The organism is Marinobacterium halophilum, from assembly GCF_003014615.1.
Taxonomy (GTDB): Bacteria; Pseudomonadota; Gammaproteobacteria; order Pseudomonadales; family Balneatricaceae; genus Marinobacterium; species Marinobacterium halophilum.
Genome location: NZ_PYGI01000021.1, coordinates 50644 through 74941, shown reverse-complemented (window position 1 = coordinate 74941; position 24298 = coordinate 50644). Strand labels below are relative to the sequence as shown.

The window sequence follows — 24298 nt, the reverse complement described above, 5'->3', positions numbered from 1 at the left end:
TGATTATGTTTGCTCGTTGGCAGCGTTATGCCACTGACAAAGTTCACGCAATACGCTGGTTGCGAATGAACCCGCGGGCAATTCGAACTCCAGACGCCATTGATCTTCGCCTTCCGCCTCGGCCTTGAACCCGAGCGGCAGCAGCCGCAGCGTACGTCGCTCCTGATTGAGCCCCAAGCCTTCCAGCCCTTCACATAGAGCATGCCAGGGCTGCAGAGTCGTGGACTCGAACTGCTCGGCCTGTGCCTGCGTCATCAATTGGCCTCGGCCCCACATGGGCCCGGTCAGGTGGATATCCCCCTGTGCCAGCCGCTGTGGCAGATCCGGCTCCTCAGTGGCGACAAAACAGCTCTGACTGCCGTTCAGCATAAGTACATCGCCGGGCAGTATACTGCTCCAGTATCCCTGCTCAATACGAGCACTGATAACCTGGTTAAACAGCCAGGAACGTAATGCGGAGATATACAGTCCCTTCTTGTGCCGTTGACGCTCGCGCAGGGTACCGGCCAGCAGTGCCTGTCCCTTGATCAGATTACCACCGTCAATACCGAAGCGCTGCTCGCCGAAGTAATTGGGCACGCCGTGACGCACCTGTTCAATACGCGCAGCAAAGTCATCTGCGGCCGTTACCTGACGCAAGCGAATCACGAAACGGTTTCCGGACAGCGCCCCCAGCCTGAGCTTACGGCTATGGCGTACGGTTTTCAGCACTTCAATGGTGTCACCACCGAACAGCGACCAATCCAACGTACGGCCAATCGGCAAGCGCACACTGAACCATTGCTCGGTAACCGCATGCCGATCCTTCTTGCCCGCATAGCCCACATCGCGCGGACTGACCTGACAAAAATTGGCCAACAGGCGGGCGACCCAATCGGTATTCTCACCGGTCTTGCGGATATACAGGAACAGATGTTCCCCTTCACCGTCCGGTTCGAAAGGCAAACGTTCAAACACCTGAAAGTCATCCGGTGTGGTACGCAATACAGCCCGGGATAAGGGTTCGCCATACAACCAATTACAGGCGAGATTTAGATTCAACGTCAGGGAGTCTCCGGCTCGGGTTCGATTAACTGGAAGAAGCTTTCACCCTCGCGAATCATGCCCATCTCACTGCGGGCACGTTCTTCCAGAGCGGCGAAGCCCTGTTTCAGGTTGCGCACTTCGGCCTCAAGGCGCTTGTTGCGCTCGATCAGCTGCTGATTGAGCTGTTGCTGCTCCTGAATCTGCTGCTCCAGCTGCCAGACCTGACGCAGGTTCGCCTCACCCAGCCACAGCCGGTATTGCAACCCTGCCAGCATTACCAGCAATATCAACAGCAACCAGCGGTACACGCGCTCACCTCTTGAGTCAAAAAAAGGGGGCCTAAAGCCCCCTTTCTAGCATACTTTCAGAACTTAAGCCTGACCTTTGATCTCTTTCAGGCCGTTGTAGACTGCACCTGCACCCAGCTCTTCAGCGATGCGCAGAAGGCGGTTGTACTTGGCCACACGGTCAGAACGGCACAGTGAACCGGTCTTGATCTGACCAGACGCAGTACCGACTGCAAGATCAGCAATGGTGGTGTCTTCGGTTTCACCGGAACGGTGCGAAATCACCACGGTATAACCGGCTTCTTTCGCCATCTTGATCGCATCCAGTGTTTCGGACAGGGAGCCGATCTGATTGAACTTGATCAGGATGGAGTTGGCGATGGACTTGTCGATGCCTTCCTTCAGGATCTTGGTGTTGGTTACGAACAGGTCGTCACCCACCAGCTGTACCTTGTCACCGATCTTGCGAGTCAGACTGGCCCAACCGTCCCAGTCGGATTCATCCATGCCGTCTTCGATGGACACGATCGGATAGGTTTCGCACAGTTTCGCCAGGTAATCACCGAAACCGTCGGCATCAAATACTTTGCCTTCGCCAGCCAGGTCGTATTTGCCGTCCTTGTAGAACTCGGAAGCGGCACAATCCAACGCCAGGGTCACGTCGGTACCCAGCTTGTAGCCGGCATTGTCGATCGCTTCCTTGATCACCACCAGAGCTTCTTCATTGGAGCCCAGGTTAGGAGCGAAACCGCCTTCATCACCCACAGCCGTACTCAAACCACGGGCCTTCAATACCGCTTTCAGTGCATGGAAGATTTCAGCGCCACAACGCAGAGCATCACCGAAGTTGTCAAAGTTCACCGGCTGAACCATGAACTCCTGGATGTCGACGTTGTTGTCGGCATGCTCACCACCGTTGATGATATTCATCATCGGCACCGGCATGGAGAACTGACCTGCCGTGCCGTTGATGTCGGCAATGTGCGCGTACAGCGGGATGCCTTTCTCGACTGCCGCTGCCTTGGCAGCCGCCAGAGATACGGCCAGAATGGCGTTGGCACCCAGGTTGGACTTGTTCTCGGTACCGTCCAGCGCCAGCATGGTGTCATCCAGCGCACGCTGGTCAGTTGCGTCCAGACCGGTCAGAGCTTCACGAATCGGGCCATTGATGGCGGCAACCGCCTGCTGAACACCCTTGCCCAGGTAACGGGTCTTGTCACCGTCACGCAGCTCCAGTGCTTCACGGGAACCCGTGGACGCACCGGAAGGTGCGCAGGCGGAACCGACAACGCCGGAATCCAGGATCACGTCGGCTTCGACGGTCGGGTTACCACGGGAATCCAGAACTTCGCGTGCCTTGATATTCGCAATCTGAGCCATTGTGCTTGTGTCTCCAGTTAACTCGTAAAAAGGTTACTGCTGCGCCTGACGTGCCAGCGCGGCCTTGATGAATCCGGTGAACAGGCCATGGCCATCACGCGGAGTCGAGGTGAACTCCGGGTGGAACTGGCAGGCCACGAACCAGGGATGATCAGGCGCTTCAACCACCTCGACCAACTCACCATCGACAGAACGGCCGGTAATGTTCAGCCCTGCTTCTTCCAGCAGAGGCACGTAATTGTTATTCACTTCGTAGCGGTGGCGATGACGCTCGCGGATATCAGTCTTGCCATAGGCTTCGGCAACTTTGGAACCGTCCGCCAAATGACATGTCTGCGCACCCAGACGCATGGTGCCGCCCAGATCCGAGTTTTCGCCACGCACTTCCACTTCGCCGCTGCGATCGGTCCATTCGGTGATCAAACCGATAACCGGATGCGCAGACTGCTTGTCAAACTCGGTGGAGTTGGCACCTTCAAGGCCTGCCACGTGACGCGCGTATTCGATGACCGCAACCTGCATACCCAAGCAGATACCCAGGTAAGGCACCTTGTTTTCACGGGCGAAGCGTACGGCCTCAATTTTGCCTTCCACACCACGCTCGCCGAAGCCGCCCGGTACCAGAATCGCGCTGAAGCCTTCAAGGATCTTGCTGCCTTCACGTTCGACGCGCTCGGAATCGATATATTCGATTCGAACTTTCTTGCGCAGGGCAATGCCGGCATGGGAAATCGCTTCGATCAGCGATTTATAGGCATCCAGCAACTCCATGTATTTACCGACCATGGCGATGGTGACTTCACCTTCCGGGTTAAGGGACGCATCAGCAACACGGTTCCACTCGCTCAGATCTGCTGCTTTGCAGTTGATGCGGAAACGCTCGGTGACGATCTCGTCCAGATGCTGCTCCCACAACATCGCCGGGATGTTGTAGATGCTGTCGGCATCCGGCAGCGAGATCACGGCACGCTCGTCCACGTTGGTAAACATGGCGACTTTTTTGCGTGAAGACTCGTCCAGCGGACGCTCGGAACGGCACACCAGAATATCCGGCTGGATACCGATGGAGCGCAGTTCCTTCACGGAATGCTGAGTCGGTTTGGTCTTGGTCTCGCCTGCGGTGGCGATGTACGGCACCAGCGTCAAATGCATGAAGATCGCGCGGGACGCACCCACCTCGACTTTCAACTGACGTACCGCTTCCAGGAAGGGCAACGATTCAATATCACCGACCGTACCACCGATCTCGACCAGTGCCACATCCGCATCACCGGCACCTTCAATCACCCGACGTTTGATCTCGTCAGTGATGTGCGGGATTACCTGCACGGTGCCGCCAAGGTAATCGCCGCGGCGCTCCTTGCTCAGCACGTGCTGATAGACACGCCCGGTGGTGAAGTTGTTGCGTTTGTTCATCGTCGTACGGATGAAACGCTCGTAGTGACCAAGGTCAAGGTCGGTTTCGGCACCATCATCGGTTACAAATACTTCACCATGCTGGAAAGGGCTCATGGTGCCCGGGTCCACGTTGATATACGGGTCCAGCTTGAGCATTGTAACTTTGAGGCCACGGGCCTCGAGAATAGCCGCCAGAGAAGCTGATGCGATGCCTTTGCCCAATGAGGACACAACACCGCCTGTGACGAAAATATAACGCGTCATGCGGAACCTGTTAGATCGAGATGTTGGGGAGGAGAAAACGTAATCAAGATGGGGTTGCAGCTTAGCAAAAACCGCCCTTCAGGACAAACCAAAAGCGTCCCATTGCGGCACGAATCCGTTTTCCACGACCGCGTCTGCACACAAGCAGAGACCGGGCAGTGCCACAATTCGCTCGCCATCCTTGAGTAACGGCTGCAACGAACGCAACCAGGGCGGCATGCCCGACTCCTGCAGCACCTGTTTTAACGCGACCGAACCGCCACGCCCCAGCGGCCGCAGGCGTTCGCCTCCGCGACGATAGTCCAGTGTCAATGCGTGCCCGTCAGCCAGCCCCTGTGCCGCCCGCTGCCAACTCAGGCGCCCATGGGGCAATTCCTGCACCTGGCCGACACGGACCGGCACAGCCATGGATAGCGGCGCAGGCAATGGGTCCGGCAGCAGATAAAGCTCATGACGGTAGCGGCGCAACTGCATCGATTGCAGACGCTCGACAGGGTCAGCCCCCGCTCCGGCCGACACCATGGCGTGCATCAACCCGATCAGGCGTCGACGACTCAGCCTGACCCCGGTGGCAGCACTGATCCAATGATGCATCAGGTTGCGCTGACGCTCCGGCGACAGCTGCTGCAACCGGTTCAGATCCAGTACGGCCGTCGCAACGCCACATGCCTGCAGATCCTCTTCGGCACGTTCGCGCAGCAACGCGTCGGCATCACGCATCAACTCGACGGTATCTCCACAGCGGTTGAGCAACCCCGGCCAATGCTGCTGCAAGCGCGGCAGAATATGCAGACGCAGCCAGTTACGGTCGTAATGATCCTGCGCATTGGTCGGGTCGATCACCGGCTGCAGCCCCAGTTCAGTCGCAACGGCCTCCAGCAGAGCCCGCGGTTGCTCCAGCAGCGGGCGCAGCAGCTGCGCCTGCCCCAGCGGGCGCGCAACCGGCATCCCGGCCAAACCGGTCACCCCGGCACCGCGCAGCAGGCGCAACAGCAGGGTTTCAGCCTGATCATCAGCGTGTTGGGCCAACAACAGGCAGTCGCCTGGCTGCAAAAAATCTGCAAACGCGGCATAACGCGCCGCACGGGCCGATGCCTCAGAGGCGGAAGCCGGCTGGACGGGAATAACTGTCAACGGTACGGCAAGACGCTCGCAATGACGCTGGCAGTGTAATGGCCAGGCGTCGGCAGCGGACTGGAGTTGATGATTGATATGCACCGCAACCCGCGGCTGTGCCAGCGGCAGACGACTGCAGAGTTCAAGCAACACGGAGGAATCGAGACCGCCACTGAGCGCGATGACCCAGCGGCGGACTTCACCCACGGCAGCAAGGCGCGCCGACAGGGTATCAAGCAGAACGGGCAGATGGACATCTGCCCGGAATACATCAGTCTTCGAATACACCGTAAGACATCAGACGCTCGTAACGACGTTCAAGCAACTCTTCAGAGGCAAAGTCGGACAGACGATCAAGCGTTTCCACCAGATGTTTCTTCAGGTTGGCAGACATCAGCTCGGGATTACGATGCGCACCACCCAGCGGCTCGCTGACTACCTGGTCGACCAGGCCCAGCTCATGCAGACGTCCGGACGTAATGCCCATCGCCTTGGCGGCATCGGACGCACGCTCGGCGCTTTTCCACAGGATGGAGGCACAGCCTTCCGGCGAGATCACCGAGTAGGTGCCGTACTGCAGCATCAACAGCTCGTCGCACACACCGATGGCCAGTGCGCCACCGGAGCCGCCTTCACCAATCACCGTAGCGATGATCGGGGTGTTCAGCTGTGACATCTTGGCCAGGTTGAACGCGATCGCTTCCGACTGGCCACGCTCTTCCGCATCAATACCGGGATATGCGCCCGGAGTATCGATAAACGTCAGCACCGGCAGTTTGAAGCGCTCGGCCATCTCCATCATGCGCAGCGCCTTGCGGTAACCCTCAGGGCGCGGCATGCCGAAGTTGCGACGTACCTTTTCTTTGACTTCACGGCCCTTCTGATGACCGATCACCATCACCGGACGACCATCCAGACGCGCCAGGCCGCCGACGATCGCCTGATCATCGGAGAAATGACGGTCACCGTGAATTTCATCAAAGTCATCGAAGATGTGTTTGACGTAATCCAGCGTGTAGGGACGCTGCGGATGACGAGCAATCTGAGAGATCTGCCACGCGGACAGATCCTTGAAGATGGAGGCGGTCAGGCTGCGGCTCTTGTCCTGCAGCTTTTCCAGCTCATCGCTAAGATTGAGCCCCGCCGTGTCCTCGTTGACATGGCGCAGCTCACTGATTTTGGCTTCCAGCTCGGCAATCGGCTGTTCAAAATCCAGATAGTTCGGATTCATGCGTGTCTGCTTCTGTTCTGTAACATGGGGCCCAAAGGCACGGAATAATTGATCGATTTTACCGTCTGCGCGCGCGGATCACCACCCTGTTCACTCGTAACGCAAGTGAACAGCGTCATTACCGAACTGCTCCTTGAGTTGCAGCAGCAGATCATCGGTCGGCGCAACCGCCCACTGATTATCCAGCCACAAACGGGCTTCGGCGTCTTCACGTCGGTAACGCAAGGCGACGGGCAGACTGATCAAGGGGCTGCGATTCTGGCTAAGCACGGTGTTCAACTGGCGCAATTTCTGCGGTCCAAGTTGATCACGCCGGCAACTGACTTCCACACAGCGGGCGCTCTGAGCACGTACCTGCGCCATGCTCGATACCTTGTTGCAGCGTACCTTGAGTCCACCATTGTAGTCATCCTGAGCCACTTCACCCTCAACCACCAGAATGGCATCCTTGGTGATCAGGCTGCGAGCTTCCTCATAGGTATCACCAAACAGCGTAATCTCCATTCGTGCGCTGCGATCATCCAGCGTCAGGAAGCAAAGATTATCGCCTTTTTTAGTCTTTTTCAGCCGCAGATCCACGACCAGTCCGGCCATTTTCTGCGTCCGGCCGCGCTCGGGCTGCAACTCTACCAGCTTGCGGCTGACCAGATGCTTAAGCTCGCGCTCGTACTCATCAATCGGATGTCCGGTCACATACAGGCCGAGCGTATCCTTTTCGCCCTGCAAGCGTTCCTTGTCGGTCCAGTCGCGGGCCTTGCCAAACTCGGCATAGGGGTCGCTTGGCGTATCCGCTTCCACGGCACCAAACATATCCATCATGCCGGCGTCGGCGTTACGGGCACTCTGGTCGGCCGCTTTCAATGCCGACCCGATCGCATCCCAGAGCACCGCTCGCGATGGCCCCAGACTATCGACCGCGCCGCACCGCACCAGTGCTTCCAACACGCGCTTGTTCAACTTGCCGGCACCGACCCGACCACAGAAATCGAACAGATCCTTGAACGGCCCCTCTTTGCGCGCCTCAACAATCGCTTCGACCGGGCCTTCACCCACACCTTTGACCGCGCCGAGACCGTAGACCACCTCATCGGCATCATTGACGGTGAACATGAACTCACCATCGTTGACGTCCGGCAAGCGCACCGTCAACTTCATCTGCCGACATTCTTCAATGAAGATCACCACCTTGTCGGTGTTCTGCATATCGGAGGACAGTACCGCCGCCATGAACGCGGCCGGATAATGCTGCTTCAGCCAGGCGGTCTGGTAGGACACCAGAGCATAGGCAGCCGAGTGTGACTTGTTAAAGCCGTAACCGGCGAACTTTTCTACCAGGTCGAAGATGTTACCGGCCAGATCCTTGTCGATCCCCTGCTCGGCACAACCCTCCAGGAAGATGGTGCGCTGCTTGGCCATCTCTTCGGGCTTTTTCTTGCCCATGGCGCGGCGCAGCATGTCGGCGCCACCCAAGGTAAAGCCCGCCATCACCTGGGCGATCTGCATCACCTGTTCCTGATACAGAATGATGCCGTAGGTTGGCTCCAGTACCGGCTGCAGGCTGTCGAGCTGGTAATCCGGGTGTGGCCAGGCCAGCGGTGCCCGACCGTGCTTACGGTTGATGAAGTCGTCCACCATGCCTGATTGCAGCGGTCCCGGACGGAACAGCGCTACCAGAGCGATGATATCTTCAAACCGGTTGGGCAGCAGACGACGGATCAGATCCTTCATGCCGCTGGATTCAAGCTGGAACACCGCCGTAGTCTGGGCACTCTGCAGCAGCTGGAAGGTCTCGGGGTCTTCGAGATCGATGGTTTCGATCTCCAGCGGCCCTTCACCTTCAAGCTGTCGCTTGCGGTTGATCGTTTTCAGCGCCCAATCGATGATGGTCAGTGTGCGCAAGCCCAGGAAGTCGAACTTCACCAGCCCGGCCTCCTCGACATCGTTCTTGTCGAACTGGGTCACCAGCCCCTGTCCGTGTTCGTCACAATAGGTCGCCGAGAAGTCGGTCAGCTTGGTCGGGGCAATCACCACCCCGCCCGCGTGCTTGCCAACGTTACGGGTGACGCCTTCCAGCTTGTAGGCCATCTCCATGATTTCTTCGGCTTCATCACTGCCGTTGACGAAATCACGCAGCGCCGATTCCTGTTCCCAGGCTTTGCTCAGGGTCATGCCGACTTCGAACGGAATCAGCTTGGACAGCCGATCCGCCAACCCGAAGGGCTTGCCCTGCACGCGCGCTACGTCGCGCACCACCGCCTTCGCCGCCATGGTGCCGTAGGTGATGATCTGCGACACGGCATCGCGGCCGTAGGTGCGGGCCACGTAGTCGATCACCTTGTCGCGGTTATCCATGCAGAAATCGATATCGAAGTCAGGCATGGAGACACGTTCAGGGTTAAGGAAACGTTCGAACAGCAAGTCGTATTCGAGCGGGTCCAGATCGGTGATCTTCTGCACGTAGGCGACCAGCGAGCCGGCACCGGAACCACGTCCCGGACCCACAGGAATCTGGTTCTCCTTGGCCCACTTGATGAAGTCCATCACGATCAGGAAGTAGCCGGGAAAGCCCATCTGAATGATGATGTCGAGCTCGAAATTGAGCCGGTCGTCATAAGGTTTGCGCTTTTCGGCATAATCCGGCGCATCCTTGTCAAGCAGGACATCAAGCCGTTCTTCCAGCCCTTCCCAGGAGACCTGACGGAAATAATCATCCATCAACATCCCTTCCGGCACCGGATAACGCGGCAGATAATAGGTGCCCAGTTCGATCTCGATATTACAGCGCCGGGCGATTTCAACGGTATTTTCCAGCGCACTGGGAATATCGCTGAACAAGGCGGCCATTTCATCGGCGGAGCGGAAATACTGCTGTTCAGAATAGTTGCGCGGCCGTTGCGGATCTTCCAGGGTACGCCCAAGGTTGATGCAGACACGGGCTTCATGGGCCTCAAAATCTTCGCCCTTGAGAAACATGACTTCATTGGTAGCTACCAGCGGACAGCCGCTGCGCGCGGCCAGTTCAACACTGGCATGCACCAGCGCTTCATCACCCCGGCGACCGGTACGCTGGATTTCAAGATAGAAGCTGTCCGGAAAGATCTGTCGCCATGTTTCAAGAATGGCGTCGACATTATCGCTGCCGGAGAGCAGCGCACGCCCAACCTCACCCTGACGCGCACCGGATAACGCGATCAGGCCTTCAGCCTTGTCCTTGATCCAGTCGGCCCGGACCAGCGCACGCTCGGCAATGATATTCTGCCCTTCGGCATAGGCGCGGGATACCAGTTCCATCAGGTTGCGGTAACCCTGACCGGTCCGTACCAGCAGGGTCATTCGGAACGGTTCGCCTTCAGGGTCGACCGGATTTTCAACCCAGAGATCGACGCCACAGATCGGCTTGACCCCGGCTCCGAGCGCCGCCTTGTAGAATTTGACCAGTGCAAACAGATTGGTCTGGTCGGTAATCGCCACCGCCGGCATCTGCTGTGCGGCCGCCGTTGCGACCAGTGGCTTGATCCGCACCAGACCATCAAACAGGGAATATTCGGAGTGAACCCGAAGATGGATAAAACGTGGTTCAGACATTGGCTTCTCGTTGCAAGCGTTCTCTTACCGGGCGGAAACTGCGACGGTGCTCAGGCAACGCCCCCAGCGCTTCAAGCGCGGCCAGATGCTCGGGCGTCGGGTAGCCCTTGTGGCGGGCAAAACCATAATCGGGAAAGCGCCGGTCCAGTTCAACCATCTGTCGATCCCGCTCAACCTTGGCCAGAATCGACGCCGCGCCGATTTCGGCTACACGGGCATCGCCCTTCACCACAGGCTCGGCAGGACATGGCAGCAGAGGACACCGGTTCCCGTCGATCAAGGCATAGTCCGGCGCGATACCCAACCCGGCCACGGCACGCTGCATCGCCAGCATGGTCGCATGCAGAATATTCAACTCATCAATTTCGGCGGGAGTTGCCGAAGCGATGCACCAGGCCAACGCTTTGGTCTTGATTTCATCATATAGCAGTTCGCGCTTCTTGGCGCTGATCGCCTTGGAGTCGCCCAGACCTTCGATCGGTCGTGACGGGTCCAGAATGACCGCCGCCGCCACCACATCACCAATCAGCGGCCCGCGCCCGACTTCATCCACACCCGCCACATGCCCCGCCGGGCGGAAATCAAATTCAACGCTCTGCACGACGACTCTCCAACAGTTCGATCACCGCATCCGCGGCCCGTTCACTCGCATTTTGCCGCAGCTGCTCACCGATCACGGCAAACACTCGCTGCAAGCGTCGACGGTAGGTTTCATCTTCCAGCGCCCTCAATACCAGCGGTCCCATTACCTCCGGCGTCACCCGCTGCTGCAAGACTTCCGGCACCATCTCTTCGCCAGCCAGTACATTAGGCAACGAGATCCAGGGGCTTTTGATCATGCGCGAGTAGATCCGATAGGTCAGCCCCGCCATGCGGTACGCCACCACCATCGGTTTGCGCAACAGACAGGCTTCCAGGGTCGCCGTGCCGGAGGCAATCAGAATAGCATCCGCCACCGCCATCACTTCGCGGGAGCCCTGCAACACCAACGTCAAATTGAGATCCGTGAACTCCGCATCAATCAGCTGCTGCAGTTGCTCATGCCGGCGCTGATTAGCGGCTGGTAACACAAAGTGCAGTTCAGATCGGCGCTGCTGCAGCCAGCGAGCCGTTTCCAGAAAGGGCCGCGCCAGATATTTGATTTCGCTGCCGCGACTGCCCGGCAAAAGCGCCACCAGTGAGGCTACGGACTCCGGCCGATAGTGCTGCCGCGCCGCATCCAGATCCAGTTGGTCCGGGATTACATCCGCCAAGGGATGGCCGACAAAACGCAAATTTTGCCGGGTCGGGGCATATACATCGGCTTCGAACGGGAACAGGGTCAACAGCAGATCGGTACTGTGCTTGATCTTGAAGATGCGCTTGCGCTTCCAGGCCCAAACCGATGGACTGACATAATGCACCGTCGGAATACCGGCAGCTTTCAACGCCCGCTCCATGCCCAGGGTGAAGTCCGGCGCATCAATGCCGATAAACAGATCGGGAGGGTTATCGATAAAGTGGCGAATCAGCCGCCGTCGGGTGCGCAGCAGCTCAGGCAGACGCCCGAGCACTTCCACCAGCCCCATGACTGACAAGCGTTCAAGCGGATACAGAGAATCACAGCCCTCGGCCAGCATCAGCTCGCCGGCAATGCCTTCGAACTGCGCCTCGGGATAACGCTGTTTCAGTGCTCGGATCAGACCCGCCCCCAGGATATCCCCGGAGGCTTCGCCCGCCACGATGCCTATACGCAAAGGTTGCATACAAGCCTCAGCGGATAATGCCGCGCGTTGAAGACTCGAGCGACTCGATCAACAACTGCACGGCAGGCTGCGTCTGTGCGCTGACGCGCAACTCCTGCAACGCCTGTTCAAGGGTAAGCCCCTTGCGGTAGATGGCTTTATAGGCACGACGCAAGGCACTGAGCGCATCGGCATCGAACCCGCGTCGGCGCAACCCTTCCAGGTTGATGCCGTGCGGGCGCGCACTGTTGCCAGCGGCCATGACGTACGCGGGAATATCCTTAAGCACTACGGTGCCGGCACCGGACATCACGTGCGCACCTATGTGACAGAACTGATGTACGGCCGTGAAACCGCCGAGAATGGCGTAATCACCAACGTGCACGTGCCCTGCCAGCGCCGTGTTGTTAGCCAGAATGATATGGTCACCCATGACACAGTCGTGGGCGACATGGGCATACGCCATCAGCAGGTTGTGACTGCCAATGCGGGTCAGACCCTCATCCTGGACCGTACCACGATGGATGGTACAACCTTCACGGATGACGTTATGGTCACCGATTTCCAGCCGTGTAGGCTCCCCACGGTACTTCTTGTCCTGACACTCTTCGCCAATCGAGGCAAACTGAAAAATCTGATTCCCTTCACCAATTCGTGTAGGCCCCTTGATCACCACATGTGAGGCGATACGGGTTCCAGCCCCGATCTCAACGTCAGGGCCAATCAAGGTCCATGGGCCTACTTCGACATCATCAGCAATACGTGCCGATGGATCAACAATGGCTTGCGGGTGAATCAATGTCACACCTTTCTATCTGCACACAGAATAGTCGCGCTGCTGACCGTTTCGCCGTCAACACTCGCACGTACATCAAATTTCCAAATACCACGACGCTCGGACACAACCTGAGCTTCCAGTTTCAGCTGGTCTCCCGGCACAACCGGACGCTTGAAACGCAGTTTGTCTGCGCCCACGAAGTAATAGATGGAACCATCTTCAGGTCCTTTATCCATGGTTTTGAAACCCAGGATGCCAGCGGCCTGCGCCATCGCTTCCACAATCAACACACCCGGCATAACGGGGTGGTCAGGAAAATGGCCGTTAAAGAAAGGCTCGTTTACGGTTACGTTCTTGATTGCGGTGATCGACTCACCCGGCTCCAGAGCCAAGACCCGGTCCACCAGCAAGAAAGGGTAGCGGTGGGGTAGATATTTCCGGATCTCTTTAACATCCATCATGTTTTTGACCTTCTGTAGAATATAGTTCGACGACCCGTTCGAGTTTGCGCACCCGGCGCGCCAGCTCATCAAGCTGACGGAAACGAACCACATTGCGCTTCCATTGCTGGTGTGGCTCAAGGCCGGTACCGGATGAGTAAACACCGGCACGGGGAATCGACTTGCTGACCAGTGACATCGCCGTCACATGGGTATCATCTGCGATCTCAAGATGACCGGTGATACCAGCCATTCCGGCAATCGTACAGCGTGCGCCAATTTTAGTGCTTCCGGCGACGGCGGTACAGCCTGCAATCGCGCTATCACGCCCGATAACCACGTTATGTGCAATCTGGATCTGATTATCCAGCTTCACACCGGCTTCAATACGGGTATCGTCCAGCGCACCACGGTCAATGGTGGTGCCGGCACCGATCTCGACGTTGTCACCCACGACAACGCCCCCCAGCTGGCATATTTTCTCCCAACCTTCAGCGGTCCGGGCAAAGCCGAAACCATCACTGCCCAGAATGGCACCGCTGTTGATCAGCACCTCAGCACCCAACCGCACATTGGGATACAAGGTCACATTAGCTTCCAGTCGCGTGCCTTGACCGATCACACAACCGGCACCGATGACACAGCCATGCCCCAATACGACCCCGGAGGCCAGCACGACGCCCTCTTCGACCACCACATGCGCACCAATCTGGGCATCTGCCGGTACCACGACACCGTCAGCAATCACCGCTGACGCATGCACGCCCGGAGCTGCAGGCGCCCGCCAATCAAACAACTGGCTGACACGCGCGAACGCAAGATAGGGATCAGGCAGAACAATAGCGGCCGAAGGGCAATCTGCCAAATGTGCAGGCGTGAGCAGTACAGCAGTGGCACGGGTATGGCGCAACTGCTGCAGGTAGCGGGAATTGGCAAAGAATGACAGCTGCTGTTCACTGGCAGACTGCAAGGTCGCCAGCGAGTGGATCTGGAGTGCAGGATCACCGTGCAACTCACCACCCAGAATCCCGGCCAGCTCTGCCAGTGTATAGCAGGTGGTGTTATTCATTGTGCTTACTGTTTATTCAGCAGCGTGGTCACACGCGATGTCAGATCAACACTGTCAGCAGTATAGACAGTCGCCTGTTTGGAGATCACGACATCAAACTTCTCGGCTTCGATAAGTTCACGAATCGCCTTATCCAGAAGTGGACGCATTTCGGCTATGAAGGCCTGCTCGCGCTCGGCACGCTGCTGCTGCATTGCCTGACCACGGCGCTGGTACTCGGCGAAGGCTTTCTGAAACTGCAGGCGCATCTGCTTGATGTCATCTTCGGATGCCAGGCCTGCATTTTTCTGCAGTTTTTCGCGCAGTTCACGCGCCTGCTTCTCAAGTCCAACCAGTTGCTTCTCGTCGTCAGCAAATTCTTTCTTCAGTTCTTCCCTGAAGCTTTTCGCTGCATCGGACGTCAGCAGTGCTTCCTCCACACCCAGCACGGCCACGTTCTGCGCCAGTACTTGAGTGCTGAACAACATGGCACATACAGCGGCGGCACGAGTTAAGCGTTTCATCACATCTCCTTAGAAAGTCTGACCGAGCGCAAACTGGAACACTTCGGTGTCGTCATTTTCCTTGTCGTTCAGCGGCATGCCGAGCGACACGGACAGCGGGCCAATCGGCGTCAGCCAACTGACCCCCATACCCACCGAATAGCGCAAATCACCCAGATCCACGTCACCGGTACAGTTGGTCTGGCTGCTCAGGCAATCGGTCGAGTAGACATTACCTGCATCCAGGAATACCAGACTGCGCCAGGCACTCTTGTCTTCCATAAATGGCATCGGGAAGATCAGCTCGGCACTGCCGGTCAACATCAGGTTGCCACCGAAGGGATCATCATTGGAATCCAATGGCCCCAACGAGTTATTGGCATAGCCACGGACCGTTTTCAGGCCACCGGCATAGTAATTCTTGAAGAACGGATAATTGTTGTCGCCCAGACTGGTACCGTAACCGGCACGGCCACGCAGACTGAAAATCCAGGTCTCATCTTCATCCATCGGGCGATACCACTTGTTGCTGTAGTTCGCACGCAGGTAGGACAGATCACTGCCTGGCACCGCCATCTCGATACTGGCACCCTGGGCATAGCCACGGGTCGGGAAGAAACCACGGTTGAGGCGGTTGTCACTCCAGCCGGCCGTCAGCTTCCAGTTAACGAAGTTGTCACCTTCTTCATCAATAAAGCTCTTCACTTCGGTGGCTGTATCGTTAAACGTATTGAGCTTGATAAATTCAATGTCACCACTGAAGTTGAGGCGCTGGTAGTCGTCAATCGGGTAGCCAAAGGTCACACCACCACCGGCTTCATCAGCGGTATAGGAACTGATATCGTCCTCTTCGTAGTCACGCTCACGGAAGTACAGGTTGAAGCCGCGACTGACGCCATCGACGGTGTAGTAAGGGTCCAGGTAGTTAAAGCTGTATTCGGTACGAGTCGAGCTGTTGGAGATGCTGAAACCAACCTTCTTGCCGCTGCCGAGGAAGTTATCCTGCTGCACACCCAGGTCGAGGATCAGACCGTCATTCTGGGAGAAACCGACACTGGCAGTAAACTGGCCGGACTGCTGCTCTTCAACACTGTATTCCAGATCGACCTGGTCATCGGTTCCCGGCACTGGACGGGTTTCGACGTTTACCGACTTGAAGTAGCCGGTCTTGTCCAAACGGGTCTTGGAACGTTCGATGTCACGACTTGAAGCGATACCCGCTTCCATCTGCTCCAGCTCACGACGGATGACTTCATCGGCCGTGCGGGTGTTCCCCTTGATGCCAATCCTGCGCACATAGGTACGTTTACCAGGCTCGACGAAATACTTGATCGAAACGGTGTTGTCGTCATGCGTTTCCGGCACCGGGCTGACATTGGCAAACAGGTAGCCTTCATCACCCAGCAAACGCACCAGACGTTCCTGGCTACGGGTCATCTGCTCACGCGAGAAGATCTCTCCAGCCGCAATCTCGACTTCCTGCTGCAGTACGTCCTGCGGCACAACCATTTCACCGGCTACGCTCACGTCACGCACACTGAACTGCTCACCTTCGCTGATGCCAACCGTGATGTAGACATGTTTCTTGTCAGGCGTGATGGAAACCTGTGCCGAATCGATATTGAAATTGATGTACCCGCGGTCCAGATACCAGGAACGCAGCCGCTCCAGGTCACCGGTCATTTTTTCACGGGCATAACGATCGCTTTTGGTATAGAACGACCAGAAGTCAGGCAGCTTCAATGAGAACAGGTCTTTCAGCTCTTCATCGCTGAACACCGTATTGCCGACGATATTGATATGCTGAATGGTCGCAACCTGGCCTTCCTGAATATTGATATTCAGTTGCACTCGGTTGCCCGATAGAGGCTCGACTTCGGTGTTGATATCGGCACCGTAACGCCCCTGAGAGGTATAAACACGCAACAAATCAAGACTGATCTGGTCCAGAGCGGCGCGGCGGAATACATCCCCCTCTTGCAGACCGGACTGTTGCAAACCATTGAGCAGATCCTCTTCCTTGATCACATCGTTCCCGTCGATGTTGATCAAAGCCACAGAGGGACGTTCCTGCAGCTTCAGCACCAGCACATCGCCATCACGCTCGGCCTGCACGTCGGCAAAATAGCCAGACCGGAACAGGTTGCGCACGGCGTCAGACAGCTGCTGACGACTCAGCTGATCACCCGCCGTCACCGGAAAATTGCGGAACACGACACCGGGTTCAACCCGCTGCAGTCCCTCCAGGCGAATATCATTGACTTCAAACGGAAGCGCGGCAGCTTGCGCCTGCGCCATCCATAGCATCGATACGAAAAACAGACCCAGCTTACGTTTCATGCAGTACTTCTTACGTTTTATATTGCTGACTGATAGGAAAACTGGCTCAGATCAGAAGAGGCGGACAATGTCATTAATGATCGCCAATGCCATCAAACTGAATAGCAAGGCCATACCAATTCTAAGTCCGAACATCTGCACCTGCTCACTCACCGGGCGTCCACGCACCAGCTCGACAACGTAGTACAACAGGTGTCCTCCATCCAGCATCGGGATCGGCAGTAAATTGAGAACGCCGAGACTGATACTGAGATAGGCCAGAAAACTGATAAACGACTCCAACCCTGAAGCTGCCGAAGCCCCCGCCACTTTAGCAATGGTTATCGGGCCACTCAAGTTTTTTACCGAGATCACTCCGGCGATCATCTTGCCGATGGAGTCCAGAGTCAAACCAATCATCTGACCGGTTTTATGAAAGCCATTTCCCAGGGCGTCCAGCGGGCCATAGCTCAAGGTGCGCTGCATCTCATCCGGAAGGCTGACGGGCGCAACACCAACACCGATATAACCTTCAACGGTGCCCTTTTCGGTCGTCCGTGCGGCGGGCGTCAATGTTATCGCCTGTTCACGACCGTCACGGTCGATCACCAAGCGCAGCGTTTTCTCCGGGGCCTGCTGAATCAGCGCAACCAGATGCATCCAGTTGGCGACGGGCTCACCCTCAACACTCAACACACGGTCGCCGACCTGAAGACCATCTCGCGCCGCAGCCCCCTCCGGCAGCAACTGCCCGATTTCAGCGGGGAAGTCAGGACGCCAGGGCTCCAGTCCCAGAGCACCCAGAGGTGATTGCCGCTCCAGGTCTACGCGCCAGTCGTCAATAGGAACCTGATAGCTATGGGCGAAGCCGCGGGCAGGCTCTCCCATCAACAGCTCGACGCTACCACTTTCACCAATCCGGGATGCCAAACGCAGATTGACCTCGCTCCAGGAACGTACCGAATGGCCATCGACTTCCAGTATTTCATAGCCGCTATCAACACCAGCCCGAGCTGCAGGCGAGTCGGCCGTGATCCCGCCAACAACCGGCACCACCACGCTAACGCCCGACATGAACAGGAACCAGTAAGCCAGCACGGCAAACAGAAGATTGACCACAGGGCCGGCAGCGACAATAGCGATACGCTGCAACACCGGCTTGTTGTTGAATGCCTGGCCACGCAGCGCCTCAGGCACATCGCCCTCGCGCTCATCCAGCATGCGCACATAACCACCCAGTGGAATGGCAGCCACGGCGTATTCGGTACCGTCCGCTGCGGTACGCATCCATAGCGGCTTGCCGAAACCAACCGAGAAACGCAACACCTTGACCCCGCAGCGACGCGCCACCCAGAAGTGGCCCCACTCATGAATGGTGACCAGAACGCCAAGCGCCACCAGAGTGGCCAACAGGGTCTGCAGCAGTTGCATAAGGGTGGTTAGACTCCGTAAAGAAAATAGAGGCCCGCAAAGAAGACGGGTGCCGCAGCTGTCAAACTGTCGATGCGGTCAAGAATGCCGCCATGTCCCGGCAGCAGCTTGCCGCTATCCTTGATACCACGCTCGCGCTTGAGCATGCTTTCAAACAGATCACCCAGCACCGAGACCAGCCCGGTCAGGACTGACAGCGCCAGTAAATAGACTGACTGCAGCCAGGATAGTTCCAACCATACCGCAAAGCCCAGCCCCACCAACACGCAGACTGACAACCCGCCGAACAGACCTTCACGAGTTTTGCCGGGGCTGACGGCCGGTAGCAGTTTATTGCGCCCAAACGACTTGCCCGCCGCGTAGGCACCTATATCCGCACCCCAGACCAGCAGCATCAGCATCAGCAACAACGCAAAACCCTGCTCTTGAGCCCGCAGAGCGGTCATTGCATACCAGGAGGGCACCAGCACAACCGCCCCCATCAGCAAGCCAATGCCACGCTGACAGTAGCTTGCCGATGCAGGATAACCACGGACCATGAACAATGCTGCCAGCCAGAACAACAGCGCAAATCCAATGACAATCAGTTGTAATGGTGCCGCCCAGCCAACCAGCGCCATCAAGACACCCAACAGCAACACATAACCTGCCCGCAGGCCTGACGGCAGTCGGCACAGGTTACCCCACTCCCAACCGCCATATAGAAAAACTGCCGCCGCCACCCATTCGAAAGGTTGCTGCGGCAGCAAAAACAGCGCTGCCAGCGCCAGAGGCGCCAGTAGTAATGCCGTCAATATTCGTTGTTTCAACACCGCTGATCGGCCTCCACCTGCTCACTGGTACGCCCGAAACGACGCTCACGGGTCAGAAAGGACTGCATCGCGCTCAGCAGTTCGGCCTTACCAAAGTCAGGCCAGTACGCGTCAGTAAAATAGAATTCGGCATACGCAAACTGCCAAATCAGGAAATTACTGATCCGCTGCTCACCGCCCGTACGAATACACAGATCCGGCGCAGGCAGGTCTGCCAGGCAGACCTGTTCAGCAAACAGCGCCTCATCGATATCCGCAGGTGACAGCTCACCACTGACACAGCGCCGGGCCAAGCTTTGCGCCGCCTGTACGATATCCCAACGACCACCATAGTTGGCCGCGATATTCAGCGCCAAACCGGTATTTTCGGCCGTTTTGGCTTCAGCATCACGGATACGCTGTTGCAGCTCTGGACTGAATCGACTGAGATCACCTACCACCCGCAAACGGATATTATGCCGCGCCAACTTGCGCACCTCACGCTCCAGTGCATGCATGAACAGCTGCATCAACCCCTTGACTTCAAGAGCCGGGCGTTTCCAGTTTTCACTGCTGAATGCAAACAGTGTCAACGCTTCAACACCCTGCTCGGCACAGCACTCGATGACGGCACGTACGCTGTTAACGCCAGCCTTATGCCCCGCCAAGCCCGGCAGGTGCCGTTCTTTGGCCCAGCGGTTATTGCCATCCATGATAATAGCGATATGGCGGGGCAATGCGCGCCCCGGAGGAATAGTCAGTTGCTGATCAGAAGCCATGCAGATCCGTCGCAGAGCCCAAGCCCTGCTTGCCAGTTTAGATTTCCATCAGGTCCGATTCTTTCTGAGCCAGCAGCTGATCGGCTTCGGCCACATACTTATCGGTCAGCTTTTGCACGATATCTTCACCGCGACGGCCATCATCTTCACTGATGTCCTTGTCTTTCAGCAGGTTCTTGATATCACCATTGGCGTCACGACGAATATTACGAATCGCCACACGTGCGTTTTCCGCTTCATTACGCGCCTGACGGATGTAGGTTTTACGTGTTTCCTCAGTCAACGCAGGCATCGGCACACGAATCACGTCACCATTGGTGCTGGGGTTCAAACCCAGATCCGACTTCATGATCGCCTTTTCGATATCACCCGCCACTTTCTTTTCCCACGGGATGATCGTCAGCGTACGCGCATCTTCAACCGACACGTTGGCAACCTGCTGGATCGGCACATCAGAGCCGTAATAGGAAACAGTGATCGAGTCCAAAATGCTCGGATGAGCACGCCCGGTACGGATCTTCTTGAAGTTCTCTACCAGGGACTCAATGCTTTTCCGCATGCGGCTTTCCGCATCGCTCGCAATCTCATTAATCATCGTTTTCTCCAGCGGCAGGACCGCTATCAATCAAGGTTCCTTCGTTCCCACCGACCACCAGATTCACCAGCGCACCGTGCTTGTTCATATTGAACACGCGTACCGGCATGCCGTGGTCACGGGTCAGGCAGATCGCAGTCATATCCATCACGCCCAGCTGCTTGTCCAGCACCTCGTCAAAACTCAGGTGCGTGTAGCGGGTCGCGGTCGGATCCTTCATCGGATCCGCGGTATATACGCCATCAACCTTGGTCGCCTTCAACACCACGTCAGCGCCGATCTCAATGCCACGCAGGCAGGCGGCAGAATCAGTGGTAAAGAAAGGATTGCCGGTTCCGGCAGCAAAAATTACGACGTCACCCTGGTTCAGGTAACGCATGGCATTGCGTCGGTCATATTGATCAACAACACCGCTCATCGGAATTGCCGACATGACCCGCGTCGCTATGTTACAACGCTCAAGGGCATCACGCATCGCCAGCGCATTCATGACGGTGGCCAGCATGCCCATATGATCACCGGTAACCCGATCCAGTCCGGCAGCACTCAGCGCCGCACCTCGGAACAGGTTGCCCCCGCCGATCACCATACCGACCTGTACGCCAATCCCCACCAGCTGCCCGATTTCGAGCGCCATACGGTTCAGAACCTTGGGATCAATCCCGAAATTCTCATCACCCATCAGGGCTTCACCGCTCAATTTAAGCAGTAACCGCTTATATCTGGATTGTTTATCATTGGCAGGCATGATCTGTCTCCGCACAGACGAAATGGCAAAAAGTGTAGCAGGAAAGCAGGCGACTGGGCACAGGAAGATGCCCAGTCGAAAGGATAGCAGAATCAGCCTTTCAGCTGTTCAGCTACTTCAGCAGCAAAGTCTTTGTGCTCAACTTCGATACCTTCACCCACGGCAACGCGAATGAAAGACACGACTTCAGCACCAGCGGCTTTGGTCATCTGGGCAACAGTCTGCTCAGGGTTCTTGACGAACGCCTGCTCAACCAGGCTGTTTTCGGCCAGGAATTTCTTGATACGACCGCCAGCCATCTTTTCCTTGATTTCCTGCGGCTTACCTTCCATATCCGGCTGAGCCATGATGATCTCTTTCTCACGCAGCAGCTCTTCTTCCGGCATATCTTCCGGACGAGTGATGCGCGGGTTGACCGCAGTCACGTGCATGGCAACATCGCGGGCTACTTCAGCAGTGCCGCCGTTCAGCGCAACGATGGCAGCCAGACGGTTGGTGCTGTGAACGTAGGCATCAACCATATCACCTTCAACCAGCATCAAACGACGCACGCTGATGTTTTCGCCGATCTTCTGTACCAGTGCTTCACGAGCAGTTTCCAGCTCGCCAGCCATCAGTTCAGCAACATCAGTGATTTTGGCAGCAAACGCCTTTTCCAGTACGGTGTTCACGAAGCCAAGGAAGTTGTCATCGCGCGCAACAAAGTCGGTTTCAGAGTTCACTTCAAGGGCTACGGCGTAGCTGTTGTCGTCGGCCACTTTAACGGCAACCACACCATCAGCAGCAGTACGGCCAGCTTTCTTGGCGGCTTTCATGCCGGAAGACTTGCGCAGATCATCGATCGCACGCTCGATATCACCCTCAGCTTCAACCAGTGCTTTTTTGCACTCCATCATGCCCAGGCCGGTACGTTCGCGCAGTTCTTTAACCATCGCTGCAGAGATTTTCGCCATGTCGCGGTCCTCTTTGTTTAATCGCTTAAATTCAAATTCAAAAAAGGGGAGCCAGGCCCCCCTTTGCACATCCAGACAGACTATGCGTATCGGTTGTCAGTACAGTTACTGAGCCGCTTCTTCAGCGTCAACTTCAACGAATTCGCCAGCATCAGCAGATGCACCTTCAGTGCAAGCATCAGCGATGGACTTAACGTAGATCTGGATGGCACGCAGAGCATCGTCGTTACCCGGGATGATATGGTCGATACCATCCGGGTTGCTGTTGGTATCAACTACGCCGATAACCGGGATACCCAGCTTGTTGGCTTCGTTGATAGCGATACGCTCGTGGTCAACATCGATAACGAACAGCGCGTCCGGCAGACCGCCCATCTTCTTGATACCACCAATGGACAGCTCCAGCTTTTCCATTTCGCGGGTGCGCATCAGAGCTTCTTTCTTGGTCAGCTTCTCGAAGGTGCCATCCTGAGACTGAGTCTCAAGTTCACGCAGACGGCTGATGGACTGACGGATAGTCTTGTAGTTGGTCAGCATACCACCCAACCAGCGGTGGTTAACGTAAGGCATGCCCGCGCGAGTGGCTTCCTCTTTGATCACTTTAGCCGCAGCACGCTTGGTGCCGACGAACAGGATCTTGTTCTTGTTGCTGGCCATGTTCTGAACCACATCCAGGGCGTTGTTCAGTGCCGGCAGGGTGTGTTCCAGGTTGATGATATGGATTTTGTTACGTGCGCCAAAAATGAATTTGGACATTTTCGGGTTCCAGTAACGAGTCTGGTGACCGAAGTGAACACCTGCTTTCAGCAGGTCGCGCATAGAAACTTTTGCCATTGTGGTATGTCCTCTAACGGGTTATAACCTCCACATATCCCATCGCCCAACCGCATGGCGGCACCCCGGACGTATGTGACGATACGTGTGTGTTTTTTAGTTAAGTAAATTCAAGGCACCTGAGCACCTCTTTCGGGAGCGCGATTTATACCATAGCAGCTGCCGTTTTTGAAGCACACTTTGGCACCAGGCGCCCGCTTTCGATACAATATGCATTTAGCCGATACACGCTCTGCCTGCGTGCGACTCATACCGTTCAGAGAAGCCGAGACTTTAATGACTATCAAAATCAAAACCCCGGAAGAAATTGAAAAAATGCGCATTGCCGGCCGCCTGGCAGCTGATGTGCTCGACATGATCGGCCCTTACGTCAAGCCTGGGGTCACCACCAACGAACTGAACCAGATCTGCCATGATTACATCGTCAATGAACAGCACGCGGTTCCGGCTCCGCTGAACTACCACGGTTTTCCGAAGTCGATCTGTACTTCGGTCAATCAGGTGGTCTGCCACGGCATTCCCAATGACAAAAAGCTGAAAAACGGCGACATCATCAACATCGACATCACCGTAATCAAGGACGGCTATCATGGTGATACCAGCAAAATGTTCTATGTTGGCGACGTTGCCCCCCATGCCCAGCGCCTGTGCGAAATCACCCGCGAGTGCATGATGAAAGGCATTGAGCAGGTACGCCCGGGCGCCCGCCTCGGCGATATCGGCGCGGTCATTCAGCAGCACGCTGAAAGCCATCATTACTCCGTTGTCCGCGAGTACTGCGGCCACGGCATCGGCGCCGAGTTCCACGAAGATCCGCAGGTTCTGCACTACGGCAAGGCCGGCACCGGCGAGGAACTTAAGGAAGGCATGATCTTCACCATCGAGCCGATGATCAACGCCGGCAAGCGCCAGGTAAAATTGAACAAGCGTGATGGCTGGACTGTTGAAACCAGCGACCGCCGCCTGTCTGCCCAGTGGGAACACGAAGTGCTCGTGACCGCCGATGGTTACGAAATTCTGACCCTGCGCGCAGACGAACGGACCCTCTGAACCACTGACAGCGAGAAC

22 protein-coding genes are annotated in these 24298 nt (G+C 56.7%); 1 reads left to right on the top strand and 21 read right to left on the bottom strand.

Annotated features, from left to right (window positions below):
- Positions 1-3 precede the first annotated feature (3 nt).
- The 21 genes from truD to rpsB form a co-directional block, all read right to left on the bottom strand.
- A complete protein-coding gene (gene truD / locus CLV44_RS14345; protein WP_342748498.1) occupies positions 4-984 on the bottom strand; it encodes a tRNA pseudouridine(13) synthase TruD in 981 nt (326 codons plus the stop codon).
- Positions 985-1043: 59 nt separating this feature from the next.
- The gene (gene ftsB, locus CLV44_RS14340; protein ID WP_106592815.1) at positions 1044-1334 is read right to left on the bottom strand and encodes a cell division protein FtsB; all 291 of its coding nucleotides are present in this window, start codon (positions 1332-1334) and stop codon (positions 1044-1046) included.
- A 63-nt stretch (positions 1335-1397) separates the two neighbouring features.
- Positions 1398-2693: a phosphopyruvate hydratase gene (gene eno / locus CLV44_RS14335; protein WP_106592814.1), complete on the bottom strand. Its 1296-nt coding sequence runs from the start codon at positions 2691-2693 to the stop codon at positions 1398-1400.
- A 33-nt stretch (positions 2694-2726) separates the two neighbouring features.
- Positions 2727-4355, bottom strand: a complete 1629-nt coding sequence (locus CLV44_RS14330; protein ID WP_106592813.1) for a CTP synthase — start codon at positions 4353-4355, stop codon at positions 2727-2729.
- A 78-nt stretch (positions 4356-4433) separates the two neighbouring features.
- On the bottom strand, positions 4434-5759 hold the full coding sequence (gene tilS / locus CLV44_RS14325; RefSeq protein WP_106592812.1) for a tRNA lysidine(34) synthetase TilS: 1326 nt from the start codon (positions 5757-5759) through the stop codon (positions 4434-4436).
- On the bottom strand, positions 5743-6702 hold the full coding sequence (gene accA, locus CLV44_RS14320; RefSeq protein ID WP_106592811.1) for an acetyl-CoA carboxylase carboxyl transferase subunit alpha: 960 nt from the start codon (positions 6700-6702) through the stop codon (positions 5743-5745). Before accA ends, tilS begins: the two co-directional genes overlap by 17 nt.
- Before the next feature lie 90 nt (positions 6703-6792).
- A complete protein-coding gene (dnaE, locus tag CLV44_RS14315; protein WP_106592810.1) occupies positions 6793-10287 on the bottom strand; it encodes a DNA polymerase III subunit alpha in 3495 nt (1164 codons plus the stop codon).
- Positions 10280-10888, bottom strand: a complete 609-nt coding sequence (rnhB, locus tag CLV44_RS14310; protein ID WP_106592809.1) for a ribonuclease HII — start codon at positions 10886-10888, stop codon at positions 10280-10282. Before rnhB ends, dnaE begins: the two co-directional genes overlap by 8 nt.
- A complete protein-coding gene (lpxB, locus tag CLV44_RS14305; protein ID WP_106592808.1) occupies positions 10875-12032 on the bottom strand; it encodes a lipid-A-disaccharide synthase in 1158 nt (385 codons plus the stop codon). The genes rnhB and lpxB overlap by 14 nt, the downstream gene beginning before the upstream one ends.
- 7 nt (positions 12033-12039) lie before the next feature.
- Positions 12040-12810: an acyl-ACP--UDP-N-acetylglucosamine O-acyltransferase gene (lpxA, locus tag CLV44_RS14300; RefSeq protein ID WP_211298152.1), complete on the bottom strand. Its 771-nt coding sequence runs from the start codon at positions 12808-12810 to the stop codon at positions 12040-12042.
- A gap of 2 nt (positions 12811-12812) precedes the next feature.
- Positions 12813-13250 (bottom strand): 3-hydroxyacyl-ACP dehydratase FabZ, encoded by a 438-nt coding sequence (fabZ, locus tag CLV44_RS14295; RefSeq protein WP_106592806.1) that lies wholly within the window; start codon positions 13248-13250, stop codon positions 12813-12815.
- The gene (gene lpxD, locus CLV44_RS14290) at positions 13237-14298 is read right to left on the bottom strand and encodes a UDP-3-O-(3-hydroxymyristoyl)glucosamine N-acyltransferase (protein ID WP_106592805.1); all 1062 of its coding nucleotides are present in this window, start codon (positions 14296-14298) and stop codon (positions 13237-13239) included. The genes fabZ and lpxD overlap by 14 nt, the downstream gene beginning before the upstream one ends.
- Before the next feature lie 5 nt (positions 14299-14303).
- Positions 14304-14801, bottom strand: a complete 498-nt coding sequence (locus CLV44_RS14285) for an OmpH/Skp family outer membrane protein (RefSeq protein ID WP_106592804.1) — start codon at positions 14799-14801, stop codon at positions 14304-14306.
- A gap of 9 nt (positions 14802-14810) precedes the next feature.
- Positions 14811-17120 carry an outer membrane protein assembly factor BamA gene (gene bamA / locus CLV44_RS14280; protein WP_106592803.1) on the bottom strand — a complete coding sequence of 770 codons (2310 nt, stop codon included), beginning with the start codon at positions 17118-17120 and terminating at the stop codon, positions 14811-14813.
- A gap of 51 nt (positions 17121-17171) precedes the next feature.
- Positions 17172-18530, bottom strand: coding sequence for a sigma E protease regulator RseP (rseP, locus tag CLV44_RS14275; protein ID WP_106592802.1), 1359 nt, complete (start codon positions 18528-18530; stop codon positions 17172-17174).
- Positions 18531-18538: 8 nt separating this feature from the next.
- On the bottom strand, positions 18539-19342 hold the full coding sequence (locus CLV44_RS14270) for a phosphatidate cytidylyltransferase (protein WP_106592801.1): 804 nt from the start codon (positions 19340-19342) through the stop codon (positions 18539-18541).
- Positions 19336-20100, bottom strand: coding sequence for a polyprenyl diphosphate synthase (gene uppS / locus CLV44_RS14265; RefSeq protein ID WP_106592800.1), 765 nt, complete (start codon positions 20098-20100; stop codon positions 19336-19338). The genes CLV44_RS14270 and uppS overlap by 7 nt, the downstream gene beginning before the upstream one ends.
- A gap of 37 nt (positions 20101-20137) precedes the next feature.
- Positions 20138-20695, bottom strand: coding sequence for a ribosome recycling factor (frr, locus tag CLV44_RS14260; RefSeq protein ID WP_106592799.1), 558 nt, complete (start codon positions 20693-20695; stop codon positions 20138-20140).
- Positions 20688-21443 carry a UMP kinase gene (gene pyrH / locus CLV44_RS14255; RefSeq protein WP_106592798.1) on the bottom strand — a complete coding sequence of 252 codons (756 nt, stop codon included), beginning with the start codon at positions 21441-21443 and terminating at the stop codon, positions 20688-20690. Before pyrH ends, frr begins: the two co-directional genes overlap by 8 nt.
- A gap of 92 nt (positions 21444-21535) precedes the next feature.
- A complete protein-coding gene (tsf, locus tag CLV44_RS14250; RefSeq protein WP_106592797.1) occupies positions 21536-22396 on the bottom strand; it encodes a translation elongation factor Ts in 861 nt (286 codons plus the stop codon).
- A 105-nt stretch (positions 22397-22501) separates the two neighbouring features.
- The gene (gene rpsB, locus CLV44_RS14245; RefSeq protein ID WP_106592796.1) at positions 22502-23230 is read right to left on the bottom strand and encodes a 30S ribosomal protein S2; all 729 of its coding nucleotides are present in this window, start codon (positions 23228-23230) and stop codon (positions 22502-22504) included.
- 276 nt (positions 23231-23506) lie between these two features.
- Here rpsB and map point away from each other — a divergent pair, with 276 nt between their 5' ends.
- A complete protein-coding gene (map, locus tag CLV44_RS14240; protein WP_106592795.1) occupies positions 23507-24280 on the top strand; it encodes a type I methionyl aminopeptidase in 774 nt (257 codons plus the stop codon).
- Positions 24281-24298: the final 18 nt, after the last annotated feature.

Excerpts from the sequence above, each read along its gene's own strand:
- lpxD (WP_106592805.1), bottom strand. The coding sequence starts at position 14,298 with ATGAATAACACCACCTGCTATACACTGGCAGAGCTGGCCGGGATTCTG.
- rseP (WP_106592802.1), bottom strand. The coding sequence starts at position 18,530 with ATGCAACTGCTGCAGACCCTGTTGGCCACTCTGGTGGCGCTTGGCGTT.
- map (WP_106592795.1), top strand. The coding sequence starts at position 23,507 with ATGACTATCAAAATCAAAACCCCGGAAGAAATTGAAAAAATGCGCATT.
- eno (WP_106592814.1), bottom strand. The coding sequence starts at position 2,693 with ATGGCTCAGATTGCGAATATCAAGGCACGCGAAGTTCTGGATTCCCGT.
- CLV44_RS14285 (WP_106592804.1), bottom strand. The coding sequence starts at position 14,801 with ATGAAACGCTTAACTCGTGCCGCCGCTGTATGTGCCATGTTGTTCAGC.
- pyrH (WP_106592798.1), bottom strand. The coding sequence starts at position 21,443 with ATGCCTGCCAATGATAAACAATCCAGATATAAGCGGTTACTGCTTAAA.
- rpsB (WP_106592796.1), bottom strand. The coding sequence starts at position 23,230 with ATGGCAAAAGTTTCTATGCGCGACCTGCTGAAAGCAGGTGTTCACTTC.
- fabZ (WP_106592806.1), bottom strand. The coding sequence starts at position 13,250 with ATGATGGATGTTAAAGAGATCCGGAAATATCTACCCCACCGCTACCCT.
- uppS (WP_106592800.1), bottom strand. The coding sequence starts at position 20,100 with ATGGCTTCTGATCAGCAACTGACTATTCCTCCGGGGCGCGCATTGCCC.
- lpxB (WP_106592808.1), bottom strand. The coding sequence starts at position 12,032 with ATGCAACCTTTGCGTATAGGCATCGTGGCGGGCGAAGCCTCCGGGGAT.
- CLV44_RS14330 (WP_106592813.1), bottom strand. The coding sequence starts at position 4,355 with ATGACGCGTTATATTTTCGTCACAGGCGGTGTTGTGTCCTCATTGGGC.
- frr (WP_106592799.1), bottom strand. The coding sequence starts at position 20,695 with ATGATTAATGAGATTGCGAGCGATGCGGAAAGCCGCATGCGGAAAAGC.
- tsf (WP_106592797.1), bottom strand. The coding sequence starts at position 22,396 with ATGGCGAAAATCTCTGCAGCGATGGTTAAAGAACTGCGCGAACGTACC.
- dnaE (WP_106592810.1), bottom strand. The coding sequence starts at position 10,287 with ATGTCTGAACCACGTTTTATCCATCTTCGGGTTCACTCCGAATATTCC.
- bamA (WP_106592803.1), bottom strand. The coding sequence starts at position 17,120 with ATGAAACGTAAGCTGGGTCTGTTTTTCGTATCGATGCTATGGATGGCG.
- accA (WP_106592811.1), bottom strand. The coding sequence starts at position 6,702 with ATGAATCCGAACTATCTGGATTTTGAACAGCCGATTGCCGAGCTGGAA.